The following is a 12,577-nucleotide window of genomic DNA, read 5'->3' as shown; positions in this document are numbered from 1 at the left end:
ATGGCAGCACAAAAAATAGTTATTGATCCCATTACCCGTATTGAAGGTCACTTGAAAATAGAAGTCGAGATAACCGATGGCGTCGTTTCTGATTCCCGCGTCATTGGCACCATGTACAGGGGCCTGGAGAATCTGGTTATCGGTCGTGATCCCAGGGACGCCAGCTATGTTACCGAACGAGCCTGCGGCGTTTGCGCCACCGTCCACGGTTTAGCTTCGGCCTTAGCTTTAGACGCCGCTTTTGGCGCTGAAGTCCCCTATGGCGGCCGGCTTATTCGTAATCTTATTTACGGTGCGACACTCCTTCATGATCATCCTCTGCACTTCTATCATCTGTCTGCGCTCGATTATATCGATATTATGGCTATCGCCAAATACAGCGGCAGTGACGCCGGTCTGCTCAATGTCAAAAGCAAGATTATGAAACTTGTCGCCGCCGGCGATACAGCACCCTTGACCCCGCGCTATACTCCCGATCAGTATTGTGTCAGTGACCCCGAACTGGTGACAATGGCAGTGGCTCACTATCTGAAAGCATTGGAAATGCAGGCGAAAGCGAAGAAAATGTCTGCTATCTTCGCCGGAAAACAACCGCATCAATCCTCCATTGTTGTTGGCGGCGTCACCATGCTGCCAAATCTGGAGCAGGTCTTCCAATACCGTTCGATGCTGATGGAACAAATTGATTTTGTGGAAAATGTCTACCTGCAAGACGTCTTGACCTTTGGTACCGGTCCGTTACTGCCTTTAGCCCAAGCGGGTGTCGGCGGCAGTTACGGCAATTATATGTCCTATGGCGGATTTGCCGGAGACGCGGCAGGAAAAGACTTGTTGTTCGCACCCGGCATCATTCTTGACAATAATCTGGCTACGGTTCATGCGTTTAATAGCGATAAGATTACGGAAGACATCTCTCATGCCTGGTATAAGAGCGATAAAGGCAGAACACCGTATGAAGAAGATACCGTGGTTGATTTGGAAAAGAAAGATGGGTATACCTTTGTCAAGGCACCGCGCTATGAAGGCAAACCCATGGAAGTCGGCCCGCTGGCCCGGATGCTGGTGATGCAGCCCAAAGTACTGATGGATGTCATCACGAAATACAAGATTTTACCCGGAGCGGTCGCCCGTCATGCTGCTCGTGCCGTAGAAACCCTTCTGATGGCCAAGAAGATGGTGGAATGGGTCGATTCCCTGATCATTGAAATGGGCAAGCCTAACTTTAAGATCCATGATACCGACCATTGGGAGATCCCCGAAAGTGGTCAGGGTGCAGGGTTAATTGAAGTCGCCCGCGGTGCATTGGGCCACTGGATCAAAGTGAAAGACCATAAAACAGAAAATTATCAAATGGTCGTTCCGTCGACGTGGAACTTCTCGCCCACGGATGAAAACGGTCTTTTAGGCCCCGTTGACAAATCGATGCTCGGTGTTCCTGTACCGGATCCCGAAAATCCCATCAATGTCGTTCGCGTCATCCGCTCCTATGATCCCTGCTTGGCATGTGCTATTCACCTCATCGATCCCAAGAGCAACGAAATCAAAGAATTCCGCGTCGGCTTTTAAAGAAAGAGGGGGAAAATACAATGGCTACAGTATCTGATCACCCGCTTTTTCAGCGGATTTCTCACTGGATTAATCTCATCTGCTTTATTGTCTTTATCCCGACAGGCTTTATCATTCACTCCCCTTTTCAGGGAGCGGATATGGCCTTAGTCCGGGGACTCCACTTTTTCTTTATGTATGTTTTCCTGGCTAACGGGATTGTACGTGTCTATTACGCCGTTTTTGGGAAACATAAGGATTATAAAGATATCCTCCTGAATAAACAGGATCTGAAAACCTTTATTCCCCAGCTGAAATACTATCTGTTCATCAGTAAAAAGCATCCTAAGACAGGCAAATATAATCCGCTTCAGAAATGCGCCTATCTTGCCTTACCCGTTTTAGGGGTACTACAGGCGATTACCGGATTCATTCTCTATCTGCCGATGAAGTTCGCGGGAGCTGCCATGCTGCTCGGCGGCATGGGTGCCGTCAGAGGAATCCACTATATCATTACTTGGCTGTTTATTCTGATCATTATCGCTCACCTTTATCTGGTATTTACTGAAGCTGCTGAACAGTTTATGGTGATGTTTTTCGGGAAGACCAGTAAAAAGAGCAAACAGCACCCGGCAGCAGAAGCGGAACAATCGTCTGCAAACAGCTGAAACATTTAAGGGAAAGGACTTCAGTGTATGAACTCACCAAAAATTATGATCATGGGTGTCGGCAATGTATTATTGAGCGATGAAGGTTTAGGTGTTCGCATTCTCGATGCGTTTGATAAGGACGCTCTGCCCGATAATGTTGAGCTCATCGAAGGCGGAACTGCCGGATTGGAACTTGTTCATCTGATCAAGGACGTTGATTTTCTGATCTTAGTCGATGCCGTGAACGCCAAGTCGGAACCGGGGAGCGTTTTCCGATTTCGACCGGAGGATATCCGCATACTGCCGGATGCCTTTGAAGTATCGTTTCACCAGGTGGGTATCATCGAGGTCCTGAATGTTGCCGATCTTCTCGGCAATGCACCGCAAACGTTGATCTACGGTGTTCAGCCAAAAAGTCTGGATTGGGGAATGGAAGTATCTGAAGAAATCAAAGCCGTATTTCCGCAACTAATCCAACAGATTATTAAGGAAATTGACCATATAAACGCCACAAACAGCTTTATGGATATGCCGCCGGCGAAAGACTGAATAAGCGAACCCATAGGCATTCAAAGGTAATGCGTATCTCACTGAACATCTTAAAGGGCAAGAGTATTCCGAATAGGATCTCTTGCCCTTCTTATTAACATTCATTAAGCTATTGAAGCTTATTTAAAAATGCATGCAGCCTCTGCATCCCCTCGGTGATTGTCTCGGGGGAACTGGCGTAAGAAATCCGTAAGTATCCCGGTGCCAGAAAGGCACTGCCGGGAACCACTGCAACCAGTTGCCCTTCAAGCAGCTTGCTGCAGAAGTCCATATCATCCGTGATTAATTGCCCTTCATAGGTCATACCGATACATTTTTTAATATTAACAAAGACATAGAAAGCACCTTCCGGTTCACGAAAAGCAATGTGCGGCATTGCCCGTAATAAATCGCAGATCAATCGTCTCCTGCTCTCAAAAGCCGCCTTCATATTTTTTACATCGTCCATGCTTTCTCTCATCGCCCCAACCGCAGCCCATTGCGCAATCGAGCTGGCATTGGAGGTCAAATGACTTTGAAAGTCATTGATTTTTAAGGCCAGTGGTTTGGGCGCAATAGAATACCCAATGCGCCATCCGGTCATCGCATAGGCTTTGCTGACGCCATTGATGATGATTGTCCTGGCTGCAAGTTCCGGCATCAGCTGAAGGGGATTGCAGTGCTTGTTGTCTCCATATACCAGCTGCTCATATATCTCATCCCATATTAACCAGAGATTATGCTTAAGCGCTATCTCTCCTAAGCCACGAATTGTATTTTCGTTATAGACCATGCCGGTGGGATTGGATGGCGAGTTCAGCAGCAACGCCACTGTTTTATCTGTCACTGCGGCTTCAATGTCTTCGATATTTGGTATGAAATTATTGCTTTCTGTATCCACAATGACGGTTTTGCCGCCAAGTAAATGGATCTGTTCAATATAGCTGACCCAAGCCGGCGCAGGCAGGATAACCTCGTCTTCCGGATCAACAATAGCAGCTAAGGCTTCATAAATACACGGCTTGGCACCGGAACCGACCACAACTTGCTCGGGCAGAAATTCCAAACCAAATTCCTTCTGATAATACGAACAAATCTCTCTGCGAAGCTCCGGGATACCCGGTGTCGGCGTATAGTGCGTTTTACCCGTTTCCATAGCTTCTTTGGCGTATCGGAAGGCGGCCTCCGGTGATGTAAAGTCAGGTTCTCCGGACCCAAAGGAAATAACATTTTTCCCCTGACTCCTCAATTCCTTGGCCTTCGCGTCGACAGCCAGGGTCGCAGACGGCTTCATACCCAGAATGCGCTGGGACAGCTTCATATTTTCCAATCCTTTCACTCATCATCTTTGCAGATTTATTTCTTAGCTTCTATATACTTATTATTATTCCAGATGTTCATCATCGACGTTGTTGTTTTTGTGGTGAAATCTATGGTGTCAACGAAACAATTCCTCTTTATAATAGCGTAAAGAATAAAAAATTTCATCCTTTTTCTACATATATTTTGTTATTTAGTACCTTTGTTTTCTTAAACTACGGGGATTATTAAATAGAGTACTGGGGTCTCATCAGATTGACCGCGTCACGGCAGTCATAGTATAGGGATAAATATTCGTTCGGCTGGCCACAGGATATCTGCCCTGCTGTATCGAATACGTTATGTTAGATTTTTTTAATACATAAAAACATCAGCTTCTTAGCATATTGCCTGTCAGCGGAGATATTAATAAGGTAGTACTTGTGTAGAATCACAAAGTTTATGCTTTAAGACGAAAGGATGGTTAAAGCATGAGGGAAGAAAAGAGTAATAATCTGAGAAAAATGACCTGGAAAAAAGGTGTTGCCATCGGGTTAGTGATCCTCTTGGCTGCCTCCGTAATTTACGGTATCAATAGCAACTGGTTTGGACAAAGAGAGGTTCTCGCCTCCGAGGTCACCATTAAAGCCACGGATTCCGACAGACTCGGTGTGGAAACAAATACGTCATTTCAACTGACCAGCAGTGAACCCCTTTCCGAAAAACAGGTTAAAGCCGTATTGAAGACATATCCCGAGTTTCTTTATACTCTGGATAAACAGGACAGAGGCCTTACTTATACGATAACCCCTCAAGAAACGTTAAAACCGAATACGGTTTATCGGTTGTCATACGATCCGGAAGGAACCGATCAGGAAAAGCAGAGTTGGGCTTTCCAAACCAAAGCGACATTTATGGTCTTGCGGAGTTTGCCCAGCAATCAAAGTACCATGGTTCCCATCGACACCGGTATTGAGTTAACCTTTACCGCCGATTTTGGGAATGTTGACGCTATCACCGATTATTTTGCCATTTCTCCGGCGGTGGACGGCACATTTGAAAAACATAAAAATACACTGGTCTTTGTTCCCCAAAAACCCCTGCAGCCCTCCACGGTATATACGGTCACCTTAAAAAAGGGTTACACCGTACCCGGTACGTCGGATACCCTGGCGGAGGATCACTCCCTTCGTTTTGAGACTGCCAGCACCGATTCGAACACGCCCCTGTTTTCGTTTGATCTGGACACCTCTCTGACCGAGTTCAGTACCACTGAGCCGCCGGTCTTCCCCGTCTATTTCTACAACAGTAACTATAGCGATAATGACGTTGCCTCGGATGTCCAGCTAGTACTTTACCGTTATCCCGATTATCGTGTATTCCAAACCTCTCTGGAAAAACGGGATGCACTTCCTCAGTGGTCATACTATACCTGGAACCGTTATCTGGAAAAGATCGACCCTTCCTATAAAACAGCAGAGTATCAAATCAAGCTGCTTCAAACAGATCCGTACAATAAATATGTCGTCTTCCCGGAAAAGCTCCAGGCGGGTTATTATGCTGCTGAACTGAAAGCAGGCGATACCACCAGACAGGTCTGGTTCGAAGTGACCGACTTAGCCGTCTATTTCGCCCAGGGTCAAGACAAGACGCTTTTCTGGGTGAATGATCTCCAGACAAAAAAACCGGCAGCCAATGTGGCTGTCAGTATTGCCAATAAAAATATCACCGCCAAGGGTGATGCCTCCGGTACTGTTTTGGTTAAGGAAAATCTCAATAGTGATTTCGAAAATAAACACAACTATGCCTATCTCCAGAGCGGTGGGAAAGAAATACTTGTTCCCCTTCAAAGCACAGGTGAGCAAAACGCATCCCAAAGCACCATCCCTTCCGATTACTGGAAATACCTTTACCTGGACCGCGAACTTTATAAACCCGGAGACACTGTGAATTTCTGGGGCATTGTTGCCGCCAGGGATCAAAGCAGCCAAGGAAAGAGTGTCACCCCGGTCAATGAACTCACGCTTGAGCTGTACGGTTATGAATATTATTACGATTCCGGGCGGGAAGTGGCTCCCATCCTGACCACCAAAGTCCCCGTCCAAAATAAAACATTTACCGGCCAAATCCAGCTGCCCATCCTTAAACCGGGTTATTATGAGTTGCGTGTCAAGGCCGGCGACACCGTGCTGATCAGTCGTTCCTTAAGTGTGGAGAATTACCGGAAGCCTGCCTATCAGCTCACGTTAACAGCGGATAAGAAGGCGGTGTTTGCCGGAGAGAAAGTCAACTTCCTGGCCAAAGCCTCCTTCTTCGAAGGGACACCCGTTCCCGGTTTATCTCTCCATTATCAGACAGACGATGTTCAAAACAGTATCACAACCAATTCCCGGGGCGAGGCTGCTATCCCTTACACAGCCGTCTTCCCCGCGCAAAATGACGAACCGTATCGTTATACCACTTTATTCGTCAATGCCGTCTTACCTGAAGCCGGTGAGCTCTCCGCCATCGATCCAATCTACGTCTTTAAAAGCAACGTATATATTACCGGAGAGGCCAAACGGCAAACCAATACGTATACGCTGAATGCAAAACTGTCATCCGTGGATTTAAGCAAGATCAATAACGGGGAATACCCCACGGAAGAAAATTTTCTTCAGGGCCCGGTTACAGGCAGCCGGATCAAAGCAGCCCTCTTCCAGGAAGTGATGACCAAAGTCAAATCCGGACAGCATTACGACTATATCAGCAAAAAGGTTGTCCCTTCATACTACTATACCTATTCAGCGAAGCAAGTCGCCACCTTTGATTTGACCACAGGAGCCGATGGCACCGTGACCTATACCGGAAAACTGGATCCGAAAGAGTCCTATTATCTCAAGCTTACGGCCACGGATGCCAGCGGACGGGCATTTACCCGACAGATTTTTATCGGCAGTCAATATTCTTCCGGTACACCCTATTACCACTTGGAAGATGCGCAAACCGTAGGTACCACCAACGATGGCACCACAGAGACTGCCGTTTATACCCCGGGAGAAAAAGTCACGGTGACCCTGATGGTCAATGAAGAACCACTCGTGCCAACCGGTAATAATATTCTTTATTTCCATGGCCAAAGCGTCATCGATTCTTATCAGGTCAGCGCCAGTTCCCAATACAGCTTTGATTTTACTCAGGCCTATATCCCCAATGTCAATGTCTATGCCGTTTACTTTGACGGCTATAAGTACAATGATGTCACTATGGTAAATATCCCGTTTGCGGCGAATACCAAAACCCTCGCCGTCACCGTGACCACGGACAAGAAGGACTATCGGCCGGGGGAACAGGTATCCCTCATGGCGAAGGTCACCGATGCGAAAGGTAATCCGCTCATAGGTGCACAGGTTAATATCAATCTTGTTGACGAAGCCCTCTTTCATCTACAGGATCAGTACGTCAATCTGGTGGAAGCACTTTACGGCGATTATCGCTATCTCTATGTCATGACCCGAAAATCCCACGATCACCCTGATTTTAGAGGCGGTGCCGAATCCGGCGGGGAAGGCGGCGGTGAACGCAGTGATTTCCGTGATACCGTATTATTTACGACCCTGCAGACCGATAATAACGGTCAGGCAACCACCGCGTTTACCCTGCCGGATAACCTGACTTCCTGGCGGGTCACCTATCAGGCCTTCACCTCTGATCTTCATGCCGGCAGCGGGACATCCAAAATACCGGTCACGCTTCCCTTCTTTATCGATATGACGATGAATGACACCTACCTTGCGGGGGATGCGCCGGTTATTCTTCTGCGCTCCTATGGCACCACCTTAAAGAGCAACCAAACGGTGTCCTATCGTCTCAAGCTCACCGACCCACAGGGTAATGAAAAAACATGGACAGAATCAGTTAAAGCCTTTGCCTCACTTGACTGGAAACTCCCTGTCCTGACAGCGGGTGAATATACGCTGACCGTATCAGGAAATCAAGCGACAGCCACCGATACCCTATCACGGCAGTTTATTGTCGCTAAAACCTTCCAGCAACGCACTGTTTCTGAACAAGCCCTCCTGCAAGAAGGCCAGGGCATCGCGGGGTCCGCAGAGCAACCAACGACACTTATCTTCAGTAATTATGAGAAAAGCCAATATCTCCGCGGTTTATACGAGCTGGCTTGGAGTAACGGCAGCCGTCTCGAGCAAAAATTAGCCGCTCAGGAAGCGCGCAAACTCCTGAAAACGTATTTCTCCGACAGTTCGATCTTCGGAGAGGATGCAGACACCCAATCATTGCTGGTTTACCAACAGTCTGACGGCGGCATCAGTATTCTTCCTCATGGTGAAAGTGAATTAGCCTTGACCGCCATGGTAGCGGTAACAACCCCGGATATCTTTGATCACCATGCGCTGATCGCCTATTTCGATAAGGCCTTGGCAGCAGCGGAGGAAAAGGGTGACGATCCCAGTCTGGCCCTGATGGGACTTGCCGCCCTCAATGAACCTGTTCTCCTGCAGATTGAGAATGCGCTCCAAGCGAAAGACCTGGCACCGGAAGTCCAAATCAACCTGGCTTTAGCCTTGCTTGAACTGGGAGACGGCGCCTATGCCCAAGAGGTCTATCAGAAATTGCTGAGTGCCTACGGGCAGGATCTGGGCTCCGTTCTCCGAATCAATGTTGGCAAGGATCAGGATGAGATTATCCAGGCCACCACCCGGATGGCCCTTTTGGCAGCCCGTTTGGATGAATCAACAAAAAATAAGCTCTACCAGTACTTACTGGAAAACACCGGTACGGATATTCTTAATTCTGTGGAACAACTGCAGATACTGACCTATAACCTGAAATATATGAAGACCACCCCCGTCAGCTTTACCTATGAACTGAACGGAAGCAAAGTCAAGAAAACGCTGAACGATATGGAACTGTTCGAGATGACACTCTTGCCTCAAGACCTGAATAAGATCACCTTCAGCGGGATCAATGGCAAAGTCGGCGTAATAAGCAGTTACACCGTGCCGATTCCCGCGGGAGAAACACAAGCCGGACAGGATTTGAGTATCAGCCGGAACTATCGTGTTAATGCCAAACAGACGACACAATTCGGGCGTTCCGATCTGGTGGAAATCACGATCACCTATGATATCGGTGATAAAGCACCCCAAGGCGTCTATGAGGTGGTGGATATCCTGCCGGCAGGTCTGGCCTTTATTCCGCGCCCCTATAATTATCAAGAGCAGGCTTCGAATAATGACTACTGGGATTATCCCAGCGAAGCCAACGGCCAGCGTCTTGTTTTCTATGCCTCCAAGGCGCAGGAAGATAAAACCATCACTTATCTGGCCCGGGTGGTTTCCCCAGGCGAATTCAACTGTGAAAATCCCGTGTTAAGCAATATCAGCAACCCGACGGTATACACCAGCGGCAACAAGGGCAAGGTTGTGATTAAATGATTCCGAGTAACAATAAAAAAAGAGAACCCGCCTTCTCCTTAACTTACGTTGTCTTATTGGTTCTCTTTTCCGGGATGATCGTGTTGTCTCTGACCGGTTGTGATCAACGGGACTCAGTCAATTCGGTTCAAGAACCTACTCACCCCAGCTTTATAACGAATAGCGAATGGCGGGCGGTGCTGGCAAGCGTTTCTGAATCTTCTTCTCCCTTTTCGGCTAATCCCGCGATTAATGGCCGGATCGTCAGTGCCGTTATTCCCCATCACCTGACTGCAGCCCGTCTGATCTCTGATGTCCTGCAGCTGCTAGCTCCTCAGAAACCCGATGTCATCATCCTGATCGGCCCGAATCATACCAACAAAGGGAATCCCATCATTACAGGAACCTACGGCTGGCAGACACCTGAAGGTGTCGTTCAAACCGATCCCGGGATTGTCGATCTTCTATTATCACAGCATCTCGCCGTCAAAGACGAAGAGACTCTTTCTACAGAACACGCTATTGGCTCGCTGGTACCCTTGATCCGCCACTATCTTCCCGATACCCGAATCGTACCAATCATCCTTCATCATGGTGTCAGCCGCCAGGAAGTGGAAGCACTCTTGGATGTTCTTCAGCCTGTTCTCACCGAACGCTCCGTACTGATGGCTTCGGTTGATTTTTCCCATTACCTGACCCGAAACGAGGCCCAATTAAAGGACCAGGAAACATTAACCTACATGAAACAGTTTAACTACCCGGCACTCTTTCGTTTAAACAGCGATTATTTGGATTCTCCCGCATCGCTGACGGCAGCCTTCCTTCTGGCCCAAAAGCAAGGGATTAACACGTTCACCCTGCTGGAGAATACCAATTCCGGGATCATTATGCAAAATGACACGATGGAGACGACGAGTTATTTTACGATGGTGTTTACAGAATAATATCTCTAGTATCTTTTTTAAATCATCACATGCTCAGCGGAAAGTCAATTAATTTAGTTCCAGAAATTTAATAAGACCCCGCTATGGGGTCTTATAAGTTATCAATTATTTGTTCATACTCAGACAATTCTTCTTCGATAAATTCCAGCAATAGCTTAAAAATATCTTCACATAAACGTCCAATTACAATATATTCTATTTTATCTTTGTTGAAATAATACAACTGTTCGGCTTTAATATATCCACTTTTGTTATTACCATCAATGGCTCCATAATCATCAGGAACAATTGGAAAATTTCCTGGGTAACTTAGTTTCTTCTTTTTTTGTTCTTCATTTTTGAAAGAAGACATCACGTTACATATTAGATTATAATCCAATCCTTGTATTTGTCCTGAGTCATCGCTTAAAACTACAAATGAATGCTTACTTAGATTAATTCCCTTATGCATATAATTCTCTATTACAATAATATCTCCAACATTACACATCAAGGTAACTCCATACTATTTACCAGTATCTATTCTGACTTTCTTTTTTCCGGACAGGACATCTTTAGACCAGTTAATAGGGGTAATGTCTTCTAAAGCTTTCTCAGATGAAACAATAGTAGTTTTTTTTCCATTTAGCTTACTTAGATTCAGCGATTTGAATTTTTGCTTCATCATACCATTGCCCCCTCTCTTCAATTTGATAATTTTCTTATCCATATTATACCACCTTCTAAATAGCTGCACAATATGTACTATTCCCATTTGATTTTGCTTAGAATCAATAAGGGGTAGTATATTTTTCTAATGCTATAAAATAAGCTTCATATTATTACTCATTTTATTAGGAAGATGGCAGATAGATTGATAGCTCCTGACACAAAGAAGGCGATAGTGCCCTATTGCTAAAAGAAAAGGAGTAGGATGCTATCGCTTTTACATATTAATGCGTATCAGTAGTTATTTGATACCGTTAGATCATTTTCTCGAACGCCTGCTCCAGGATGACCATCGCCTGATCGATTTCTTCGATACTCACTGTCAACGGCGGCAGGAACCGCAGTGTCTTTCCGCCCACACAGTTGATCAGCAGTCCGTTTGCGCAGCACTCGCTGACGATAGCAGGGGCCTTTTCACCAACCGGCAGGCCGAGCATTAGGCCCAATCCTCTGACCTTCGTCTGCAAGTTATATTTATCCGCGAGACTTTGCAGTTTGTTTTGGAAATAGTCGCCTTTGGTATTGACGTTCGCAAGGAATCCGTCCCCGGTCATGATTTCAATTACTTTGCACCCCACGGCGGTTGCCAGAGGGTTGCCGCCAAAGGTTGAGGCATGATCGCCGGGTTGGAAGGATGCGGCTGCTTTGTCTGTTGCCAACATCGCGCCTATCGGAACCCCGTTGCCAAGGGCTTTGGCTAAGGTGACGATATCCGGCGTGACACCCGACCATTCATACGCGAATAATTTGCCGGTTCTACCCAGTCCGCACTGAACCTCATCGAAAATCAACAGGGCGCCATACTGATCACATAATTCTCTTGCTCTCTGCAAAAATTCCTTGGAGACAGGATATACACCGCCTTCGCCCTGGACCGGTTCGATGATCACCGCGGCTGTATCGACGTTAATAATTCCTTCCAGCTCGGTCTGATCATCCATGGTTATATAGGAAAATCCCTCCGGAAGAGGAGCATAGCCCTGGTGATATTTGGTCTGTCCAGTGGCTGTAAGGGTTGCCAAGGTTCTGCCGTGAAACGAATTTTTCAGTGATACGATGTGGAATTTATGGTCCCCATGGTGTTCTTTGGCGTATTTTCTGGCCAACTTAATTGCCGACTCGTTGGCTTCAGCCCCGCTGTTGCAGAAGAATACCTTATCGGCAAATGAATTGGCGGTAAGCATTTTGGCCAATTTCACCTGGCTGGGGATCCAATACAGGTTCGACGTATGCAGAATTTCTCCGGCCTGTTCCCTGATCACAGCAACAATGTCCGGATGGGCATGCCCCAATGAGGTGACGGCTAAACCGGCGACAAAGTCCAGATATTCCTTCCCATCACTATCCCAAATATGGGTGCCCAACCCTTTGACCAGGGCCATGGGCAGCCGGCCATAGGTATTCATCACATTTTCCTTGCCCATATTAATGATATCTTCTGTGTTCATCGGTTGATTTAATTTATTTTCAATCATTTCATTTTCAT

The 12,577-nt window shown here is 46.8% G+C and carries 9 protein-coding genes; 5 read left to right on the top strand and 4 right to left on the bottom strand.

The features are described 5' to 3' along the window. From LPY66_RS04095 to LPY66_RS04085, 3 genes are read left to right on the top strand one after another with little or no spacing between them, the layout of a single operon-like run. Positions 1-1,566: a nickel-dependent hydrogenase large subunit gene (locus tag LPY66_RS04095; protein WP_337986829.1), complete on the top strand. Its 1,566-nt coding sequence runs from the start codon at positions 1-3 to the stop codon at positions 1,564-1,566. Positions 1,567-1,586: 20 nt separating this feature from the next. Beyond that, the gene (cybH, locus tag LPY66_RS04090; protein WP_337986828.1) at positions 1,587-2,213 is read left to right on the top strand and encodes a Ni/Fe-hydrogenase, b-type cytochrome subunit; all 627 of its coding nucleotides are present in this window, start codon (positions 1,587-1,589) and stop codon (positions 2,211-2,213) included. Positions 2,214-2,240: 27 nt separating this feature from the next. After that, on the top strand, positions 2,241-2,744 hold the full coding sequence (locus LPY66_RS04085) for a HyaD/HybD family hydrogenase maturation endopeptidase (protein WP_337986827.1): 504 nt from the start codon (positions 2,241-2,243) through the stop codon (positions 2,742-2,744). 109 nt (positions 2,745-2,853) lie between these two features. Here LPY66_RS04085 and LPY66_RS04080 read toward each other — a convergent pair whose 3' ends face one another. Next, positions 2,854-4,044: a pyridoxal phosphate-dependent aminotransferase gene (locus LPY66_RS04080; protein WP_337988019.1), complete on the bottom strand. Its 1,191-nt coding sequence runs from the start codon at positions 4,042-4,044 to the stop codon at positions 2,854-2,856. Between the two features lie 469 nt (positions 4,045-4,513). On the opposite strand from LPY66_RS04080, the gene LPY66_RS04075 reads away from it, so the two are divergent. Then, positions 4,514-9,460, top strand: a complete 4,947-nt coding sequence (locus tag LPY66_RS04075; protein WP_337986826.1) for an Ig-like domain-containing protein — start codon at positions 4,514-4,516, stop codon at positions 9,458-9,460. Next, positions 9,457-10,383 carry an AmmeMemoRadiSam system protein B gene (gene amrB / locus LPY66_RS04070; RefSeq protein WP_337986825.1) on the top strand — a complete coding sequence of 309 codons (927 nt, stop codon included), beginning with the start codon at positions 9,457-9,459 and terminating at the stop codon, positions 10,381-10,383. Before LPY66_RS04075 ends, amrB begins: the two co-directional genes overlap by 4 nt. A 91-nt stretch (positions 10,384-10,474) precedes the next feature. Here amrB and LPY66_RS04065 read toward each other — a convergent pair whose 3' ends face one another. The 3 genes from LPY66_RS04065 to LPY66_RS04055 all read right to left on the bottom strand — a co-directional run bounded on the left by LPY66_RS04065 (position 10,475) and on the right by LPY66_RS04055 (position 12,566). Then, positions 10,475-10,873 carry a hypothetical protein gene (locus tag LPY66_RS04065; protein WP_337986824.1) on the bottom strand — a complete coding sequence of 133 codons (399 nt, stop codon included), beginning with the start codon at positions 10,871-10,873 and terminating at the stop codon, positions 10,475-10,477. 15 nt (positions 10,874-10,888) lie between these two features. Further along, positions 10,889-11,092, bottom strand: a complete 204-nt coding sequence (locus LPY66_RS04060) for a hypothetical protein (RefSeq protein ID WP_337986823.1) — start codon at positions 11,090-11,092, stop codon at positions 10,889-10,891. Positions 11,093-11,345: 253 nt separating this feature from the next. Beyond that, on the bottom strand, positions 11,346-12,566 hold the full coding sequence (locus LPY66_RS04055) for an aspartate aminotransferase family protein (protein ID WP_337986822.1): 1,221 nt from the start codon (positions 12,564-12,566) through the stop codon (positions 11,346-11,348). Between the last annotated feature and the right edge of the window lie 11 nt (positions 12,567-12,577).

This window comes from Dehalobacter sp. DCM, from assembly GCF_024972775.1.
Lineage (GTDB): Bacteria > Bacillota > Desulfitobacteriia > Desulfitobacteriales > Syntrophobotulaceae > Dehalobacter.
The sequence above is the reverse complement of the archived record's forward strand: the minus strand, read 5'-3'. Positions and strand labels throughout refer to the sequence as shown.